Raw genomic sequence first — 20,531 nt, 5'->3', positions numbered from 1 at the left:
CAACTTTTATTCAGGAATTGAAGATGCTCGATACCGAGGAAGCCCGTTCGCACGCCGCCTTGATGGATCTGGTGCGTCAACTGCTGGAGCAGGCGACCGGTGTCGAGGCCCACACCCTGTACAACGATGCGCCCTTCCACGAGATCGGCCTCACGTCGCTGGCCATCCTGAATTTCAACGAGCTGATCCAGCCCCTCTTCGCCGACCTGAACAAGACCCTGCTGTTCGACTGCCGCTGCATCCGCGACGTTGCCACGCACCTGCTGCGCGAGCATCCGCAGGCCAGCGCCAGCTACCTGCAGGGCCGCCCGCCCAGCCCGCCCCCACCAGCCGCAGGCGTCGAGGCCTGGCCCTCGATTGCCCCCCTGGCGCCGTGCAACGAGGAGCCCGCTGGCGATATCGCCATTGTCGGCCTGCATGGCCGCTTCCCCGGTGCCGACGACCTGGATGCGCTGTGGCGCAACCTGCTGGCGGGTGTCGACTCGGTGAGCGAGATACCCGCCGAGCGCTGGCCGCTGGACGGTTTTTTCGCCGCGGGCAGCGACGCCCGCAGCAGCGGCCTGAGCTATGCCAAATGGGGCGGTTTTCTACCCGATATCGATCGGTTCGATGCGCAGTTCTTCGCCATCGCCCCGCGTGAAGCCGCCTGCCTCGACCCGCAGGAGCGGCTGTTTCTCGAATGCGCCTGGCATGCCCTGGAAGACAGCGGCCACCTGGGCGAGCGCGGCCAGTTGCTGCGCGGCGCCCAGGGTGCGCTGGATGTCGGCGTGTTCGTCGGGATCACCAGCAACACCTACCCCCTGCTCGGTCCTGCCCTGTGGCAGGCCGGGCAACCGGCGATCCCCAGTGGCCTGCCGTGGTCGGTGGCCAACCGGGTGTCGTTCGCCCTGGACTTGTGCGGGCCGAGCCTGGCCATCGACACCGCCTGCTCGTCATCGCTCACGGCATTGCACAGCGCCATCGACAGCCTGCGCAAGGGCGAGTGCCGGGCAGCGCTGGTAGGTGCGGTCAACCTCTACACCCACCCCGCCAAGTACGTGCAGTTGTGCCAGCAGCACATGCTCTCGCCCACCGGACGTTGCCATGCGTTCGGCAGCGAGGCGGACGGCTTCGTGCCCGGTGAAGGGGTTGCGGCCGTGGTGCTCAAGCCGCTCGAGGTGGCCCGGCGCGACGGCGACCGGATACTGGCAGTGATCAAGGGCAGTGCGATCAACCACAGCGGGCGCACCAACGGCTACACCGTGCCCAGCGCCGGTGCCCAGGCCGCGCTGATCGAGCGGGCGCTGGCCGATGCCAGGGTACCGGCCGCCAGCATCAGCTACATCGAAGCCCACGGCACCGGCACGCGCCTGGGCGACCCCATCGAGTTGCAAGGGCTCAGGCAGGCACTGGGCGGGCAACACTCGGCGACCTGCCATGTCGGCTCGATCAAGGCCAATTTCGGCCACCTGGAAGCGGCCGCCGGCATGGCCGGGCTGAGCAAGGTGGTGCTCCAGTTGCAGCACCGGCGCCTGGCGCCGTCGCTGCATGCCAGGGTGCTGAACCCCGACGCCGGGCTCGAGCACAGCCACCTGCAGATCGTGCGTGACACGCGCGATTGGACCAGCGACAACGGCCCGCGCCGCGCCGGCATCAGCTCGTTCGGCGCTGGCGGCGCCAATGCCCATGTGATTGTCGAACAGGCCCCCGAACCCACACCGTCGAGCGCCAGCACGGGCCCGGCGGTGTACCCGCTGTCGGCGCGCAGCCAAGCGCAAGTGCGCGAACAGGCCACCGCCCTGCTGGCCTGGTTGCAACGCCACCCCGTCGCATCGGCCAACCAGCTCGCCTACACCCTGCAATGCTGCCGCCCGGCGTTCGACCATCGCTTCGCGCTGGTAGCTGCCGACTTGACGCAGTTGCAGGCTGGCCTGGAGCGCTTCGTGCAATCGATGCCGGGGGGCTATCAGGGCCGGCTGCTGCCCGGCACACCAACGCGCGAGCTGAGCGCCAGCGCCCCCGATGAACTGGCAGCGGCCTGGGTAGAAGGCACGCTCGCCCGCTGGGGCCGCTTCTGGCCGCAGCCGCCCAGCCCACTGGCCGCGCCGCTCTACCCCTTTGCCAGGGACCGCTACTGGGTGCCGCGTGTGGCGTCGGCCGCGCCCCACGCCAGCACCCAGCTGCACCTGGATGCCGGCCAGTTCTTTCTGCGCGACCATGTGGTGCAGGGCCAGTCGGTGCTGCCCGCCGCCGCCTACATCGACTTGTGCTGCAACCAGGCGCGCCGCCACGGCCTGGACCTGCCGCTGACCCTGCACAAGCTGACCTGGGCCAGCCCGATCCGCGTCGAGCCCGGCCAGCAGCGCAGCATCGAATGCCGCAGCGAGCGCACCCACGACGGTGTGCGCCTGGCGTTCCAGCCGCTGCCGGCCAGTGACCCCACCCCCAGTTTTCGTGGCGAGTGCCGCGCCGTGCAGGTGCCCGCCGACAGCCTGCCAAGCCTGGCGCAGGTGCGCAGCGAGTGCACCCGGCCGCTGGCCCTCGACGCGCTGTACCCCACCCTCGAGCGCCTGGGCATCGCCTACGGCCCCACCCTGCGCTGCATTGCCGGCGCGTGGCTGGGCGAGCAACAGGCGCTTACCGAACTGCACTGGCGCCCCGAGCAGCGCCCGGGCGAACCGCTGAGCACGCTGGACCCGGCGTTGCTCGATGCAGTGCTGCAAAGCGCCTTCGTCACCGCCGCCCAGGGCAATGCACAGATCGACACCACCTTCGTGCCCTACGCCTGCCAGGCCCTGCACGGCTACCGGCCCTTGACCGAGCGCTGCTTCGTGCACGTGCGCCCGCGTGCTGCCCAGGGCAGCCAGATGCGCCTGTACGACTTCCGGGTGTTCGATGCAGACGGCCAGGTGCTGATGGACATCGAGGCCTTTGCCTTTCGCGAGTACCGCGTCGACCCCGAGCATGCCGTGCACCTGCTCGAACCCTACTGGCAGCACCAGCCCGCCGCCCCGGCCGTGCCCGGGCCGATGCCCACCACACTGCTGCTGTGCGACGACCCGCAAGCCTTCGCCCAGTTACCCGCGCAACTGCGTGACGCCGCCTGGCGACTGGTACCCGCGCAGCAGTTCCACTACACCTCACCACGCACCGTCGAGGCCGACCTGGGCGATGCGCGCCACATCGACCTGTTGCTGCGCCTGCTGACCAGCCAGCAGCAGGTACCCGCACGCCTGCTGATCGACCTGCGCAGCACCGGCAGCCAGGACGCCGGCCTGGGCGAAGGGCTGGACGCCGCCCTGGCCACCGCAGACCTGCTGCGCCACCTGTGCCAGGGCCAGAGCACCCCCGCGCTGCATACCCGGATCGTGCTGCACCCCGGCCCTGTCAGTGCCCTTGAAGGGCTGCTGCGCTCGGTGGTGCAGGAGATCCCCAGCCTGAGCGCCAACCTGATCGAAACCAGCCACCAGCCCGGCAGCGCAGAGCGTGAAGCGCTGGCGCACGAACTGCTTGCGGCTGCGCAGCCCGGTGTCAACCGGGTATCGCTGTGCGAAGGGCAACGCCGCGTGGCGAGCCTGCGCTTTGTCACCCCGGGTGCCGGCACAGCGCCGACGCAACTGAGCGCCGGCGATGTGCTGGTGATCAGCGGCGGGCTGGGGGCCGTCGGCCGTGCACTGGGTGAAGCGCTGGCGAGCCTCGGCGGCCTGCGCCTGGCCGTGCTGGGCCGTCGCGCCCTCGATGCAGGCGCTGCCCGATGGCTGCAGCGCCTCACGCACCTGGGCGCCGACGATGCCGCCTACTGGCAGGCCGACTGCGCCGATGCCGACTCGTTGCACACTGCCCTGGCCAGCATTCGCCAGCGCTATGGCGCCTGCCACGGGGTGATTCACTGCGCCGGGGTTCTGCAGGACGGGTTCTTCCTGCGGCAACCTGCCCAGGAGCGCGCCAGCGTACTCCAGGGCAAGACCCTGGCCGCCCGCCATCTGGATGCAGCCACCGCCGATGACCCGCTGAAACTGTTCATGGTGTGCTCGTCGCTGGCCGGGGTGTACGGCAATGTCGGGCAGAGCGCCTACGCGCTGGCCAACGCCTGGCTCGACCGCTTCGTGCAGGCCCGCCAGCAGCGCTGTGCCAGCGGCCAGCGCCAGGGCCGCTCGCTGTCGATTGCCTGGCCACTGTGGCAGACCGACAACGGCATGCAGGCTCCGGCGCCGGTGCGCCAATGGCTGGCTCGCCATGGCCTGGCCCTGTTGCCGAGCGATCAGGGGGTGGCCACGTTCCTGCGCTGCCTCGCCTTGGCGCAAGCGGTGTTGATCCCGGTGTGCGGCAAGCGCGACGCGGTTGCACGGTTGTTCGGCATCGAGGCGCCGCCTGCCCCGCCCGTGCAGGTCGCGCCGCAGGCGGCCAGCGACGCGCCCTGCCTGCTCGACTACCTCACCCGTCAACTGGCCGAGGTGACGGCCACGCCGCTGGACAAGGTCGACCCCGACACCTCGCTGGAGGTATTCGGCCTGGACTCGATCCTGGTGATGGAACTCAACGGCCGGCTGGAACAGCACTTCCCCACCCTGTCGAAGACCGTGCTGTTCGAAGTGCGCAGCCTGCGCGAGCTGGCCGCCCTGCTCGGCAGCGAGCACCCGGCCGAAGTCGCCCGGCTGGCACCGGCCCCCGTGGTGGTCGAGCCGCCAGCACCCGCGCTGTCGGTGGTCACGCAGGGCACTGCCGACACCCAACGCCAGGACATCGCGATCATCGGCCTGGCCGGGCGCTACCCCGGCGCACGCGATGCCCAGGCGCTGTGGCAGCACCTGGCGGCCGGCGATGACCTGATCAGCGAAGTGACCTCGCGCTGGGAGCAACCGGGCGGCGACGACCAACTGTATGCGCGCTGGGGCGGCCTGGTGGATGATTTCGACTGTTTCGACCCGCTGTTCTTCGGCATCTCGCCGCGCGACGCCGAGCGCATGGACCCGCAGGAGCGCCTGTTTCTGCAAACCGCCTGGCATGCCGTGGAAGACGCCGGCTACACCCCGCAGAGCCTGTGCGGGCCGCGCCAGCCGGGCGTGGAGCGACGCCGCGTGGGGGTGGTCGCGGGGGTGATGTACGGCGAGTACCAGTTCTATGGTGCGTCGAGCTGGCCCGCGCGGCCGGCGACCCTGACCAACTCTTCGTATGCCTCGATCGCCAACCGCGTGTCGTTCTGCCTGGACCTTGAAGGCCCCTCGTTCGCCGTCGACAGCATGTGTTCGTCGTCGCTCACCAGCCTGCACCTGGCCTGCGACCTGATTCGCAGCGGCAGTTGCGAGCTGGCCCTGGCCGGCGGGGTGAACCTGTCGCTGCACCCGTACAAGTACCGCATGCTGTGCGAGCTGAACTTCGCCTCCACCCAGGGCCAGTGCCGCAGCTTCGGCGCCGGCGGCGACGGCTACGTGCCGGGTGAAGGCGTGGGCGTGGTGCTGCTCAAGCCGCTGGCCCAGGCCCTGCGCGACGGCGACCACGTGTACGGGGTGATCCGTGGCAGCGAGCTCAACCATGGCGGGCGCACCTCGGGCTATACCGTGCCCAACGCCGAATCGCAGGCCCAGGTGATCGGCCGCGCCCTGCAGCGCTCGGGCCTGCCCGCCGCCAGGCTGGGCTATATCGAGGCCCACGGCACCGGCACCAGCCTGGGCGACCCGATCGAGATCCGTGGCCTGGGCAAGGCCCTGGCCGCCCAGGTACCCAGCGAGTGGCGCTGCCCCATCGGCTCGATCAAGGCCAATATCGGCCACCTGGAATCGGCCGCCGGCATGGCCGCGTTGACCAAGGTGCTGCTGCAGTTCAAGCACCGGCAACTGGCGCCGTCCATCCATGCCCAGCCGCTGAACCCGAACATCGATTTCAGCAACACGCCCTTCGTGGTGCAGCAGCGCCTGGCCGACTGGCCGGACCCTGCAGATGGCCTGCCACGGGTGGCCGCCATCAGTTCGTTCGGGGCCGGCGGCGCCAATGCCCATGTGCTGATCGAGGACGCCCCGCTGCAAGCGCCACCCGCGCCCACCGGCCCCCAGGCCTTTGTATTCAGCGCGCACAGCGCCGGGCAACTGCGCAGCTACCTGCAGCGCTTTGTCGACTGCCTGGAGCATGAACACGCCCTGGCACCGCAGCACCCCGAGCACTACCTGGGCCTGCGCTGCTTCACCACGCGGGATGTCGCCAGCACCCTGCTGCACGGGCGCCAGGCGTTCGAGCAAGCACGGTTGGCCGTGGTGGCCGACGACTTCGACGCGCTGCGCCGGCAGTTGAGCGAATGGTTGATGAGCCCGCCGGGCGACGAAGCACGGGTGCTGCTCAGTGGCCCGGCCCCTGCGCCCGAGTGTGCGGCGCTGGCCCGCACCTGGCTCGATGCGCACCTGCCCGCGACGCCGCCAGCGGCGACCCAGGCGTGGCGAAAGGTGCCGCTGCCCGGCTATGAATTCTTGCGTCGTCGCTACTGGATCAGTACGCCGCCCACGGTGAGCAGCCCACCGCTGCCGGCGCCACCGCACGCTGCGCCCGCGGTGACGCCACAAGACATTCTCGACCGCCTGGCCCGCCGGGAAATCAGCCAGCAACAGGCCCGCGACCTGCTGCGCTCGATGCTCTGAATTCGCCTGTTTCCAACTTCAAGGGAGTGATGCAATGCAGCAGCCGACTATCGCCATCATCGGCGCCGGGGCCAGTGGCCTGGGCGTGGCAAAGGCCCTCGGCGAAGTGGGCCTGGCCTTCGAGATCATCGAGGCCACCGCGCGTTTCGGCGGCAACTGGCAGCCCGACGGCCCGGCCTCGAAAATGTATGAAGCGGTGCACCTGATCAGCTCCAAGCGCAACACCCAGTTCGCCGACTTCCCGATGCCCGAGCACTACCCGGACTACCCGCGGCACACCCAGGTGTTCGACTACCTGACGCAACTGGCCGAGCATTGCCAGCTGCAGCAGCACACCCGCTTCAACACCCGCGTCACCCACATGGACAAGACCGCCGACGGCTGGCTGCTGAGCTTCGACGACGGGCGCCAGGCCCGCTACGAGGCGGTGGTGGTATGCAACGGCCTGCTCGGCACGCCCAAGGTTCCGCAGTACCCCGGCACCTTCAGCGGGCAGGCCCTGCATGCCGGCGCGTACCGCAGCTCGGCACAGTTTCGCGGCAAGCGCGTGCTGGTGGTGGGTGGCGGCAACTCCGGTTGCGACATTGCCGTGGACGCCGCGCAAACCGCCAGCCTGGCGCTGCACTCGACCCGGCGCGGCTACCACTACATGCCCAAGTTCATCGATGGCCAGCCGACCCAGGAATGGCTGATGGACCAGGCGCCGAAATTTGCCGACGAGGACGAATACTGGGCGCACGTGGAGCGCAGCTTCAAGTTCGCCGGCTACGACGGGCGCGACTATGGCCTGCCCGCACCGGACCACGGCATTCGCGAATGCCACCCCATTCTCAACTCGCAGATTCTCTACTACATCGGCCATGGCGATGTGCAGGCCAAGCCCGACATCAGCCATTTCGACGGCCAGCAGGTGCACTTTTGCGACGCCAGCGTGGCCACCATCGACCTGATCGTATGGGCCACCGGCTACGGCATCGACCTGCCGTTTCTGCCGCTGCAGACCTTCGACTGGCAGCGCGATTTCGACTCGCTGTTTTTGCGCATGCTGCCGGCCGAGCACGACGACCTGGTGTTCGTCGGCTACCTCAACACGCCGTCGGGCATCGGCAACCTGGCCAACATGACCGGGCGCTTCGTGGCCGCCTACCTGCAGGCCCGTGCCTTGCGCAGCCCGGCCTGGCACACCGTGCAGCAGATCAAGCGTCAGCCGCAGCTGCTCGACCTGGGCCAGCAGCGCTTCATGCAGACCCAGCGCCACGCCCACGAAGTGGACCTGTGGAAGTTCATCCGGGCCGTGAACTTTCTGACCGCGCGGCTGCAGCCCTCGCCACCCTTGGCGCGTAGCGCCTGACCATCGACGACACGCCGGGGAACCGACCATGAACCAACCGACCCACCTGCCCCTGACGGGCGACCCGGATGCCGGCGCGCTGAGTGCGCGCCAGGCGCTGCTGCTGCTCGACAGCCTGGATGCCGGCGCCGCGCCGCCGCTGGAGCAGCGCCTGCTGGAGGACCTGCGCGATCTGCTGCTGGGCGTGCTGAAGATCGACCCGGCGGACTTTTCGCCCACGCGTGCATTGATGGACTATGGCCTGGACTCCATCGCCTCCACCGAAATCGGCACGCTGTTCACCCAGCGCTTCGGCATCAGCGTGCCACCGACGGTGTTCTTCGAATTCCAGAACCTGCAGAGCTTCTGCGGCTACCTGCTGGCCAACCATCACGGGCAGTTGCTCGAGCATTACGGCGACAGTGCGCCCTTGCCCGCCCCCGCACCGGTTGTGGCTACGGCGCCACCGATGGCGCAGGTGGTTGCGCCCGTGGCTGCCGGCGCAGTGGCCACACCCGCTACGCAAGGCCCCTTGAGCATCGAAGCGCTGTGGCAACGCTATGAGCACCTCGCCCCCGCTGCCCCGGCGGTGGTCCAGGGCACGCGAGTGAGCAACGAGTACGAGCCCAGCCAGGCCCTGCTCGACGAACAGTTCAGCCTGTGCCAGCAGGCCACGCGGGTGCAGATCCACCGACCCGGCGCGCCGCGCCTGGAATGCGCGACCTATGGCAGCGGCACGCCGGTGTTGATGCTGGGCGGGCTGGTGATGCAGTACGACGTGATGTGGCGCCTGCAACTGCAGGCGCTGGGGCGCGGGCACCGGTTAGTCATGCTGCACCTGCCCGGCTGCGGCGAGGCCGAGCTGCCGCCTGCGTTCGACATTGCGCACCTGGTGGCCGATATCGTGGTGGTGCTGGATCAGCTGGGTATCGACCAGCCGCTGCCGGTGATCGGCTATTCGTTCGGCGGCGTGCTGGCCCAGGCCTTTGCCCTGGCCCACCCGCACCGCTGCGCAGGGCTGTGCATCAGCGTCAGTTCGCCGTTCAGCGAAGGCGCGTCGAACTTCCCGGTACTGATGGGCGAGCTGCAGAAAAGCCCGCGCTTCATGACCCTCAACCGCGGCTGGAACATGGCAGCGCTGCCGGCCTACCAGCAGGTGATCGGCGACTTCGACCTGCGCCCGCAGTTGGGCAACCTGCACTGCCCGTGCAGGATCATCTGCGCCAGCGACGATGCCTATCAGCCGCCGGCCTACTCGGCGCTGATCGCCAACGCCGTGCCGCATGCCGAACTGATCGAGGTGCAGGGCGCCGGGCACCTGCTGGGCTTTACCCATCACCAACGCTACAACCAGTTGCTGCTGGAGTTCCTGCACAACCTGCCAACCCCCGAAGGCCCGGCCCGGCACCCCGTGCCCCCGGTGTTTCAGCCGGCCACCGCGCACACCCTGCAGACGCTGGAAGACTACGTGCGCCAGGGCGAACAGGGCCACTGCGCGATCCTGTCGGCGCCCGCCGCGCAGACCGCCCTGCTGCTCAATCACCTGGCCAAGCGCGGCAAGCGCGAGCCTGCCGATTACCGCAGCTACTTCATGACTTCGCTGGAGGAAGCCCTGGATGCGGCCCTGCGCCTGGCCCGCCACCATGCACGCAACCGCACCCCCGACGGCCAGGGCGAACTGCTGCTGATCGACGACAGCGGCTACTGGGCGCGCTACTTCAACCCGCTGCAGCGCGCCGATGCCAGTGCGCTGGTACCCGGCATCCGGGTGGTGGCGAGCCTTGCCCAGGCGCTGGCCTACCAGCGCCAGCATGGGCCCGAGCAACTGGCGGCGGTGGCCTGCATCCAGGCCGCCGACGCCAACGCCGAGGCCTGCGATGCCTGGCTGCGCGAGCTGGCCGGCAGCGGCATTCTCAGCCTGGTGGTGGAGCCTGCCCGGCAGGCCGGGCACTGGCCGTTGCTGGCGCTGTGCGAAAGCCCCGACCTGATCGTGCTGGGCGAGGGGCTGAGCGGGTTCCAGGCGCCGCTGGGCGCCTGCCTGGTACATGAACGGGTGAAGAACCCGTGGCTGATGACGCCCAACGAAAGCTATGTGCGCCATGTGATGAGCAACTTCGGCCTGCCGTTCAAGCTGGCCTTCGAACACCTGATGGCGCAGTTCGCCGCCGGGCTGAGCGTGGATGAACAACGCGAACTGCGCCGCATCGCCAGCAGCAGCGAAGCGACCTACCAGGCGCACCTGTGCTACGGCAACCGCGGGTACGCGAAGATCGCCCGCATGCACGGCTTCGATGGGCGCTTCCACGAAGCTCGCGGGGTGCGCTCACGGCTGATGCACGATGGCGAACCCTCGCGGGAAATCATCGACTGCTTTGTCAACGTGGGCACCTGCCCGCGCGGCCTCAACCCGCTGGATGTGATCGAGCAGGTCGCGCGCCAGCACGACACCCGGCGCGACTACTGGGGCGAGCTGCAAGGCCTGCTGCAGCACAACACCGGCCTGCCGATGGCGCTGCCGGCCTCCAGCAACGTCACCGCCGTGGAGGCCGCGCTGACCCTCGGCCTGCTGGCGGCCAGGGGCGAACGTCACAAACTGCTGTGCTTGAGCGGCGGGCTGGGGTTCTCGATGCTCAGCGCCGCGGCCTCGCACACGCCGGGCTTCGATATCTTCCGCGCGCCGTTCGAGCCACTGCATGCGCATACAGTGTTCATCGACCCGCTGGCCGAAGACGCCGAGGCGCAGTTGCAGGGCCACCTGCTGAGCGGCGAAATCGCCCTGGTGTGGTTCGAGACGATCCAGGTCGATGCCAATGCCTCGCGCCCGGTGCCGCCCCACCTGATCGCGATGATCGAGCGCCATCGCGACGCCGGCGGCTACCTGGTGGGCATCGACGAAACCCAGACCAACCTGATGACCGGGCGCTTTCTGCACAGCCAGGCACAGGTGCCGCAGCCGGATATCGTGGCACTGGGCAGCGCGCTGTGCGACAGCCTGCTGCCGATGGGCGTGGTGCTGTGCAGCGAGGCCGTAACCCACGCGGGCGCCCAGCGACAACCGCAGCGCGTGGCCGACCTGCAGGGGCGCGGCATCAGCCAGCTGAGCGCGCACCTGGCGCTGAACTGCCTGCAGGCACTGGAGCGCGAGGGTGCGCTGGCCCATGCGCGAACGCAGGGGGAGTACTTCCACCAGCGCCTGCTGGAGCTGCAACGGGCGTTCCCGCTGATTCGCGCAGTGCGCGCCGAGGGCCTGCTGCTGACGGTGGAGCTGGAGCTGGCCGGCACCCCGGCGTTTGTCGAGCGCAGCTTCGGCTACCTGCTGTGGGGCAGCCTGCTGCGCGACCCCGAAGGCGGGGTGGCGGCAGCCGTGTGCCCGATCCACAACCACTGCCTGCGCTACCTGCCGCCGCTGAACATCGACCGCGACAGCATCGACCTGATGGTCGCCAACCTGCGCCGGGCCCTGGCCCGGGGCGTGGACGGCGTGCTGCAGGACTGCGCCGAACACAACCGGCACCTGGGCGATACGCGCACTGCGCAGTTTCTGTCGAGCCTCACCCACCCTAAAAAAAAAGGACCCAACCTGTGACTGAGCACACTCGCGTCAACTCGCCAAGCCACGCCGCACCGGGTGTGGCCGCCATTCGCCCGCTGACCGGGCCAGGCCCCAGGGTGTGCATCGTCGGCGCCGGGGTCGGCGGCCTGTCGATGGCCCGCGCGCTCAAGCGCAAGCACATTGCCTTCGACTGCTTCGACAAGCGCGACCGCATCGGCGGTATCTGGGCCTTCGACCACACGGGCGAGCACACTTCGGTGTGGCACAGCATGAACATGAACACGCCCAAGGGCCTGTACCAGTTCAGCGACTTCCCCATGCCGTCGCATTACCCGGACTTCCCCTCGCACCGCCAGGTGCATGCGTACCTGGACAGCTTCGTCGAGCACTTCGCGCTGCGCGACAGCATTCACCTGGAGTGCCCGGTGCAGCACACCGAGCGCCTGGCCGACGGCACCTGGCGGGTGACCCTGGGCTCGGGCGAAGTACGCCACTACGACGCGCTGGTGGTCGCCAACGGGCACCACAACACGCCCAACCTGCCGGACTACGCAGCCACTGCCCGGATCGACAGCATCCACTCCAAACACTATCGCTATCGCCACCCCTACCAGGACAAGACCGTGATGGTGGTGGGCGTGGGCAACAGCGGCGCGCAGATTGCAGTGGACGTGAGCCACGATGCACGCATGACCTACCTGTCGCTGCGCCGTGGGGTGTACGTGCTGCCGCACTACCTGTTCGGCATTCGCGTGGACAAGGTGATGGGCCCACTCAACGACTGGTGGGTGAAGAAGCTTCTGCCCTACCCGCTGACCGGGCTGATGTTCACCGGCCTGTACAAGCTGCTGATCGCCAAGCGCAAGCAACTGGGCATGCCCAAGCCCGACCACCTGATGATGTCGAGCCTGCCGACGCTGTCGGAGAACTTCGCCAACCGCGTGGGCGACGGCAAGCTCAAGGTGGTGCCGCAGGTGCAGCGCATCGACGGCAACACCGTGCACTTCGTGGATGGCAGCAGCCTGGAAGTGGACGCGGTGATCTACGCCACGGGCTATCACACCGACTTCCCGTTCTTGCCCCAGAGCCTGTTGCAGATCGAGGAAAACCGCATTCCGCTGTACCAGCGGATCTTTTTGCCCGAGGTGCCGAACCTTGCCTTCATCGGCGTGTTCCAGGCCGTGACCTGGGGCTTTCTGGACATGATGGAGCGCCAGGCCGAGGTGGCCGCCGACTACTTTGCCGGTGCGTACCAGCGCCCCGGTGCCGAGGCCGAGCGCGCGCACATTGCCGCCGAGCGCAAGGTGATCGAGCGCGAGTTTCTGGCCACCCCACGCAACAACTACGAGATGCACGGCCCCACCTACCTGCACTACCTGGCCAAGGAGCTGCGCCAGGGCCGCGAGCGGGCCCAGGCCGGCAATCGCCAGAGCCCGTTGCTGAGCATCGCCCACACCTATGACGCCAGCAGCGCCGCACACCACGTCCAAGAGCGGGAGCCGGTCTCATGCCCGTCGTGACGCCGGTCGCCGTGGTCGGCATGAGCGCGCGCCTGCCGGGGGCGCCAGACCTGCGCGCGTTCTGGCAGCTGTTGCGCGAAGGCCGCGATGCGGTCGGCCAGGTGCCGGCCGAGCGCTGGAACTGGCGCGACCACGACAGCACGCTGAACCCCGGGGAAGAGACCACATACTGCCAGCGCGGCGGCTTCATGCCCTGGGTCGACCGCTTCGACGGGCGCTTCTTCGGCATTCTGCCCCGCGAAGCGCAAGGCATGGACCCGCAGCAACGGCTGTTCTTGCAGGCGGCCTGGGCGGCGCTGGAAGATGCCGGCTACGCGCCGGGCCAGCTGGCCAAACGGCGGGTGTTCGTGGGCGTGGGCCATGCCGACTACCCCACGCTGATGCGCCGCGACGGCGTGCCCAGTGATGCCTGGCGCGGCACCGGCATTGCGCTGACAGCCATCGCCAACCGGGTGTCGTACTGCCTGGACCTGCACGGCCCCAGCGAGGCCATCGACACCGCCTGCTCCAGCTCGCTGGTGGCACTGCACCGTGCCCGGCAGGCACTGCAGGACGGTGAATGCGAGCTGGCGATCGTGGGCGGGGTCAACCTGCTGCTGGGGCCGGAGCTGTTCATCGCCTTCGGCAAGGCCGGCATGCTCAGCCATGCCGGACATTGCCAGACCTTCGCCGCCAGTGCCGACGGCTATGTGCGCGGCGAAGGGGTGGCCGCGCTGGTGCTTGCGCCGCTGGCGGCAGCCCAGGCCAATGGCGACTTCATCTACGGCCAGGTGTGCGCCAGCGCGCAGAACCACGGCGGCCGTGCCCACAGTTTTACCGCGCCCAACCCCAAGGCGCAGACCGAGGTGATTACCCGGGCCTGGCAGCAGAGCGGCCATTGCCCCAGCCAGGCGCGGATGATCGAGACCCACGGCACCGGCACGCCGCTGGGTGACCCGATTGAAATCAACGCGCTGAAGAACGCCCTGCCCATGACCGAGGCCGGCACGCCCATCGCACTGGGCGCGCTCAAGAGCCAGATCGGCCACCTGGAAGCCGCGGCCGGCATTGCCTCGGTGATCAAGAGCCTGCTGTGCCTGCAGCATCGCCAGGTGGTGGGCAACCTGCACCATGACGCGCTCAACCCGCAGATCGAGCTGGCGGGCAGCCCGTTCTATCTGCCCGATGCCACGCATTCCATGGGCGAACAGGATGCACCGCTGCTGGCCGGGGTGAGTGCGTTCGGGTTTGGCGGGGTGAATGCGCATGTGGTGCTCAAGGCTGCCGACAGGGGGAGCGAGAGCCCTGGCGTGCCCGACAGCCAGCCGTATCTGGTGCTGCTGTCGGCCAAGGATGAAGACGGCCTGCGCGCCCGTGCGCGGCAGTTGCTGGCGGCCTTTGGCGAGCCCTTGCCCGATGCCGGCGGCGCGCTGCGCCAGGCGCTGGACGAACGTCTGCGCGACCTGCTGGGGCTGATGCCAGGCAACGGTGTGGCCACCCGGCTTGCCGAGCTGAAGATGGACGCCGAGGATTTTGTAGGTTGCCTGGAGCAGGCGCTGGACGCCCTGCAACTGGACGTACCCATCGATGCATGGCGCGGTGCGGTAAGCCTTGAAGAGGTGGTGGAGCGGCTGGTGGGCGAAGCGGCGGTGCAGCCTGAAGAGGCGGCACGGCTGGAGAGCTTGAATGCGTTGCCGGGCGACCTGTCGGCCAGCCTTGCAGCCATCGCCCGCAGCCTGCAGGAGGGGCGCGATGCGATGGTGCGGCGGCTGGCGGTGGTAGTCGATAGTCGCGAGGCGTTGTTCGAACAGCTGCGGGCGTATCTGGGGTCGTCTGATTGCCCCTCGGATACCCGGTGGCACAGCGCTGATGGGCTGACCGCCAAACCGGCGCCGGAGGCAGGCAGTGGCCGGGCCGACCGTGCACTGCTCGAGCAATGGGCTGCGCATTGGGTGGCCGGCAAAGTGCCGAGCCCGGGCTGGGCCACGCTGTATGGCGACGAGCCGCGACCACACAAGTATCCCTTGCCGGCCTACCCTTGGCGGCTGGAGCGGGTGTGGTACAGCGCAGCCGTCGCAGCACCTGCGCCGGCCACGCCGGCACAGGCGTGGCTCGACTGCTGGGCGCCTGGCGCGGCGCTGCCGGGTTCATGCATGGCGCTGGCCGCCCTGGTGGACCATGTGGCCCAGCCAAGCAGCGTGCTGCACTGGCACGATGTGTGTTTTGGCCCGCCGGTTGCCCTTGCGGCAAGCGACACGCTGCACTTTACCCGCGCCCCACGGCATTGGCAGGTGAGTGTGAACGGGCAGGTGCTGCTGCAGGTCGAGACCGTGGCTGCGGTTGCTGCCCCACCCGTGTTGCAGGCGTTGCCCGTCACGGCAGAGGGTGTGCAGGCGACACTGCCCCAAGGGCTGGACGGCTACCGGCTGTGGGCTGCGCTGTTGACCCACCTGAGCACGGCGGCGGGCACCAGCCTGCCCTATCGCATTCGCACGCTGACGCTTGATCCCCAGGCGTTGCGAGACGCGCGGCAGCTGATTGTCGAGCGCCAGGGCATGACCTTCGATGTGGCCCTGTGCACGGCCGATGGCCGCTGCGCACTGCGCCTGGCGGGCATGCAGATGCGCGCCTTCGACCTTGTGCGCCAGCAGGTGAGCGCATGAAGGCGTGGTTGTTCCAGGGCCAGGGCAGCCAGCGCAAGGGCATGGGCGCGGCGTTGTTCGCGCGTTTTCCCGCGCTGGTGGCCGAAGCCGATGCGGTGCTGGGTTACTCGATCGAGCGTCTGTGCCTGGAAGACCCCGAGCAGCAGTTGAACCTCACCACCTTCACCCAGCCGGCCATCTATGTGGTGTCGTGGCTTGGCTACCTGGCGGCACGTGAGGATGGCGCCATTGCCAGCGTTGCGGCCGGGCACAGCGTGGGTGAGTACGCGGCGCTGACCGCTGCCGGCGCGCTGGACTTCAGCCTGGGCCTGCGCATCGTCATCGAGCGGGCGCGGTTGATGGCCCAGGTGCAGGGCGGCGGGCTGGTGGCGGTGCTAGGCCAGGATCGGCAGCGGGTGCAGGCGCTACTGGACGAACGGCCGGATGCAGGCCTGGCCATCGCCAATATCAACAGCCCCACACAGATCATCGTAGGGGGCACGCTGGCAGCCCTTGAACAGTTGCTGGAGCACTGTACAGCGCAGGGGATTCGGGCCATTGCGCTGAAGGTGAGCGGGCCCTTTCATACCGCGCACATGGCCGCTGTGGAGCAACCGTTTCGGGACTTTCTGCAACGCATGAGCGGAGCGTTTCGCGAACCGGCATTCCCGGTGATCGCCAACGTGCACGCGCGCCCGCATACCCGCGACGGGCTGGTGGAGGCACTGTCCACACACCTGACCCACCCGGTGCAATGGCAGCAGGTGGTCGAGCGGATGCTGGCCGAGGGCGTCGAGGATTTTATCGAGATCGGCCAGCCTGCGATTCTGGGTGGGATGCTCAAGGCTATTCGTGAGCAGCCTGCCGTTGAGCACCCTAATGCCCCTGCGCGCCCTGTGCTGGTGATTGCGCCTGAGGCCCCCGCGCTGCTGAGCGAACTGGCACGCCACGGGGCCATGGGGCTGATCGACAATCACGGCCTGGACAATAAACAGTTGAAGGCCCGTGTGCTGCGCCTGAATGCCGAGCCGCAGGTGGGCGGCCGTTTCGGTATCCGCCTGCATGGCCGCGCTGATCCGGCACTGATTGATTGGCTGGCGGACCAGCCACTGGCCTGCATCGAGGTGCCGGCCCACTGGCAGCCCCTGCGTGAGCGCTGCCCTGGGGTGCGTTGGCAGGTGCGGGTCGAGTGCATCGATGAGCTGGAGGCTGACGCCGATGCGCTGGTGATTGCTGCCGATACACACCTGCCCCTGCTGCTGGCAGCGCTGGCCCGGCGCAAGCCTTGCGGGCCGAAGATCGGCGCCAGCGGCCTGATCGGCAGCCCTGCCAGCGCCCAGGCGATGTTCGATATGGGGGTGGATTTCGTGGTGTGCGGCAGCGTGTTTCTGCTGGGCAGCGAGGCCGGCCTGCCCGTCGAGCGTCAGCAGCAGCTTGCCGGCATGACACAGGCCGAGCATCGCCCGTTGACGGACTGGCGCTACCCCGAGTTCGCCAGCCGCACGCCCGGCTACGTGCTCGACAGCTTGCGCAACGAACAGGCCGAGGCGTTGCAGGCCTTCTACCTCAGCGACAGCGGCGGCGATCAGGCCGCGCTGCGCGACCGCCTTGGCGACGCTGCCAACCCCGCGACCCAAGCCACCTGCGCACGCCGCGCACTGCAGGCCCACATGCTCGCCGGCCTCAACCAATGGCAACAGCCGGGCGATGCCTCGCTGTGGCTGTTCAATCGCTGGCGCCAGCGCTGCCGGCCCGAGCTGCCCATTCCCATGCCCACGGAGCAATTGCTCAACTTGCTCTGCCCTCCCCTCTGCCCTTCAAGGACAACGCCATGACCCTGGTCGAGACGCTGCAAACGCGCATCAGCGAATTCATCTGCTGTGAAATGGACCTGCCGCCCGAGGACATCGACCTGGATACGCCCCTGGGTGCGTTCGGGCTCGGCTCGCTGGCGGGCATGAAACTGATCGGCAGCCTGGAGCAGCAGTTTGGCTTGCGCCTGTCGCCGACCCTGGTGTTCGAGCACCCGACCATCGCCGAATTGGCCCTCGCCATCGCGGCGATTGCCGCCCGTGGGGAGGCCGCGCATGTTTGACAAGAGCTGCCTGAGCCCACAGGAACTGGCCAGTGCCACCGGCCTGCTGGCGATACACGATAGCCTGGCGCTGCGCGCCTGGGTGCACCCGCACAAGGTGCTGTTCACCCTGCTCGACGACCAGGGGGAAGAACAGCAGCAGGTCAGCTACCAGCAGTTGCTGGGGCGGGCCAACGCCATCGCCCGCCAGTTGCAGGCCGTGAGTGAGCCGGGTGATCGCGTGGCGCTGTTCTTCCCGCAGGGCCTGGACTTCATCGCAAGCTTTCTGGCCTGCCTGATCGCCGACCGCATCGCCGTCCCCGTCAACCTGCCGAACCGGCGCCGGGTGGAGCGTTGCCTGAGCATTCTGCATGACAGCGGCAGCCGCCTGCTGCTGGTGGCCGCAAGCGAACAGGCAATGCTGCAGCAGGCATTTGCCGGCACCCCGGCGGCGGCGCTGGCGATGCTGAGCCCTACCGACGATTGCGACGCACCGTTGGCGTTCGCCCGGCCTGCGGAGCGTGACCCACAGCGCGTCGCCTTCTTGCAGTACACCTCCGGCTCCACCTCGGCGCCCAAGGGCGTGAGGGTGAGCCACGCCAACATCACCGCCAACCTGCGCATGATGCGCGACAGCTGGGCGCTGGACCACACCAGCGACTTCGTCACCTGGCAGCCGCACCACCATGATATGGGCCTGATACTCGGGCAGCTGCTGCCCATCGTGCTGGGCAACCACACGGTGATCATGGCGCCGGCGACCTTCGTGCGTCAGCCGCTGATCTGGCTGCAGGCCATTGCGCGGTACAAGGTGCGGTTGGCCGGGGGGCCGAACTTTGCCTACAACCTGGCGGTGGAGCGTTACGACGCCGAACGCCTGCAGGGCCTGGACCTGTCCCACTGGACCCACGCCCTCAACGGCGCCGACGTGGTACGCCCGGCAAGCCTTGCGCGCTTTGCGCAGCAGTATGCGGAGCATGGCTTCAGGGCCAGCGCGTTTGTGCCGTGCTATGGGCTGGCGGAGGCAACGCTGTTCGTGAGCGGTGGGCCGCAGGGGCGCCCGGTATGCTCGGTGGTGGTGCCCGTGGATGCGGGGGCACCGCAGGAGCTGGTGGGGTGTGGCGAGCCTTCGTGGGAGGTGGAAATCGCAATCGTCGACCCGGCCAGCCGACAGCGCTGCACGCCTGGGCGCATCGGCGAAATCTGGCTACGCGGGCCGAGCATTGCACAGGGCTATTGGCAGAACCCGGCGGCGACCGAGGCGGGTTTCAAAGCGCGGATCGACGATGGCAGCCCCCTGGATTACCTGCGCACCGGCGACCTGGGTTTTGTCGGCCCCGACGACCGCCAGCTGTACGTGTGTGGCCGGCTCAAGGACCTGATCATCTGCGAGGGCCGCAACCTGCACCCCGAAGACATCGAGTACACCGTGATCGAAGCCCTGGACGAGGTGCGCCCGCAGAGTTGCGCGGTGTTCAGCCACGACAACGAGCAGCAGCGCCAGACCCTGGTGGCGGCCATCGAACTGAACCGCGAGATCAAGCGCTGGCTGCAGGACAACCCGCGTCAGCTCAAGGCGGTGGTACGCAGCGCAGTGGTGGACCAGCACGGCATCACCCTCAACCGCATCGTGTTCGTGCAGCCCACCAGCATGCACAAGACCACCAGCGGCAAGATCCAGCGCGCGAAGATGCGCCAGCTGTACCTGGCGAGCGAGCTGGACCTGTTCGATGAAACCCGCTGAGCCGCTGGTGCAGTGGCTGGCAGACGCCGAAGCGCCGGTCAGCCTGGTCTGCTTTCACTGCGCGGGCGGCAGCGCGCAGAGCTTCTTTGCGTGGAAGCAGGCGGCGGCTGGGGTATGCGAGTTGTACGCCGTGGAACTGCCGGGGCGCAGCCGGCGCTTGCGCGAGCCGTTCGCCCGCTCGGTAGCGGAGGTGGCCGCGGCGTTTGCCGAGCAGTGCCAGGCGTTGCCCGACAAGCCGCTGGTGCTGTTCGGGCACAGCCTGGGCGCCCTGCTCGCCTACGAGACTGCGCGGGTGTTGCTGGCGCAGGGGGTGCGCAAGCCCGTGCACCTGCTGGTGTCTTCTCGCCAGAGCCCGGACTGGCTGCCCGTGTGCGCTGGCCTGCCAGCACTCAATGACCAGGCCTTGCGCGATTACCTGGCGAACCTTGCCGGCACGCCACGGGAGGTGCTGGCGAACCAGGCGATGATGGACCTGGCGGTGCCGATACTGCAGGCCGACCTGGAGTTGATTCTGGGGTATCGCCACACGCATGTGCGCGGCCTGGACATCCCGGTGGATGCGTTTGGCGGTATGGGTGACGAGCAGGTGCGCTTCGAATCGCTGGCTTGTTGGCAGCGCGTGACCGAGGGTGGCTTCAGCTTGCGCATGATCGAGGGCGGGCACTTTGCGGTGATGCAGCAGCCGCAGGTGGTGATGGCCCGGGTGCGGGTGATCGGTGACGGTCTTGCAGCGGTCGAGGGGCAGCATTGGCGCCCTTCGCCCGCTGCTGTGCGGGGTGACTAGTCGGTAAGCATGGCGTGAGCCACGTCCTCGACCAGGGCTTTTGACATGCCGCTGAGGCAGTGCGCGGCCCAGATCAGCGAGGCGTCCTGCTGGGTGCCGGCTTGCAGGGTGAGCTTGTACACGCAGCTCATCAGCGCGGCGGCTTGTTCCAGCGCGAACTGCGCATTGTGACCGGGTTGCACGCGGAACAGCCGGTCGGCGTTGGAGGCTGCTTCGCCTTCGCCGAAGGTGCCGACGCCGATGGTTTTGACCGCGTTTGTGGCGGGTGCAATCGAATCCTTGTCCATCCAAAATGCTCCT

The 20,531-nt window shown here is 68.5% G+C and carries 10 protein-coding genes; 9 read left to right on the top strand and 1 reads right to left on the bottom strand.

Translation table 11 applies throughout. From position 1 onward, the window contains the following. Positions 1-23 precede the first annotated feature (23 nt). Genes DN388_RS08425 through DN388_RS08385 form a run of 9 tightly spaced genes read left to right on the top strand, consistent with a single transcriptional unit; the run spans position 24 to position 20,231 of the window. A complete protein-coding gene (locus DN388_RS08425) occupies positions 24-6,605 on the top strand; it encodes an SDR family NAD(P)-dependent oxidoreductase (protein ID WP_254998662.1) in 6,582 nt (2,193 codons plus the stop codon). A 34-nt stretch (positions 6,606-6,639) separates the two neighbouring features. Continuing rightward, positions 6,640-7,956, top strand: a complete 1,317-nt coding sequence (locus DN388_RS08420; RefSeq protein WP_043860791.1) for an NAD(P)/FAD-dependent oxidoreductase — start codon at positions 6,640-6,642, stop codon at positions 7,954-7,956. 28 nt (positions 7,957-7,984) lie between these two features. Then, on the top strand, positions 7,985-11,521 hold the full coding sequence (locus DN388_RS08415) for an alpha/beta fold hydrolase (protein ID WP_254998659.1): 3,537 nt from the start codon (positions 7,985-7,987) through the stop codon (positions 11,519-11,521). Beyond that, the gene (locus tag DN388_RS08410; protein WP_078481915.1) at positions 11,518-13,008 is read left to right on the top strand and encodes an NAD(P)/FAD-dependent oxidoreductase; all 1,491 of its coding nucleotides are present in this window, start codon (positions 11,518-11,520) and stop codon (positions 13,006-13,008) included. The genes DN388_RS08415 and DN388_RS08410 overlap by 4 nt, the downstream gene beginning before the upstream one ends. Further along, positions 12,996-15,650 carry a beta-ketoacyl synthase N-terminal-like domain-containing protein gene (locus tag DN388_RS08405; RefSeq protein ID WP_254998655.1) on the top strand — a complete coding sequence of 885 codons (2,655 nt, stop codon included), beginning with the start codon at positions 12,996-12,998 and terminating at the stop codon, positions 15,648-15,650. Before DN388_RS08410 ends, DN388_RS08405 begins: the two co-directional genes overlap by 13 nt. Beyond that, positions 15,647-17,464, top strand: a complete 1,818-nt coding sequence (gene fabD / locus DN388_RS08400; protein WP_254998653.1) for an ACP S-malonyltransferase — start codon at positions 15,647-15,649, stop codon at positions 17,462-17,464. The genes DN388_RS08405 and fabD overlap by 4 nt, the downstream gene beginning before the upstream one ends. After that, positions 17,461-17,724, top strand: coding sequence for an acyl carrier protein (locus tag DN388_RS08395; protein WP_043860793.1), 264 nt, complete (start codon positions 17,461-17,463; stop codon positions 17,722-17,724). Before fabD ends, DN388_RS08395 begins: the two co-directional genes overlap by 4 nt. Next, positions 17,717-19,447, top strand: coding sequence for a fatty acyl-AMP ligase (locus tag DN388_RS08390; RefSeq protein WP_254998650.1), 1,731 nt, complete (start codon positions 17,717-17,719; stop codon positions 19,445-19,447). The genes DN388_RS08395 and DN388_RS08390 overlap by 8 nt, the downstream gene beginning before the upstream one ends. Then, complete coding sequence (locus DN388_RS08385) at positions 19,434-20,231, top strand: thioesterase II family protein (RefSeq protein ID WP_254998648.1); 798 nt, start codon at positions 19,434-19,436, stop codon at positions 20,229-20,231. Before DN388_RS08390 ends, DN388_RS08385 begins: the two co-directional genes overlap by 14 nt. Here DN388_RS08385 and DN388_RS08380 read toward each other — a convergent pair. Continuing rightward, positions 20,228-20,518 (bottom strand): DUF3077 domain-containing protein, encoded by a 291-nt coding sequence (locus tag DN388_RS08380; protein WP_052504224.1) that lies wholly within the window; start codon positions 20,516-20,518, stop codon positions 20,228-20,230. The genes DN388_RS08385 and DN388_RS08380 overlap by 4 nt on opposite strands. Positions 20,519-20,531: the final 13 nt, after the last annotated feature.

It is taken from the genome of Pseudomonas sp. S12(2018), assembly GCF_024355235.1.
GTDB lineage: Bacteria > Pseudomonadota > Gammaproteobacteria > Pseudomonadales > Pseudomonadaceae > Aquipseudomonas > Aquipseudomonas palmensis.
This window is presented reverse-complemented; position numbering and strand designations above follow the sequence as displayed.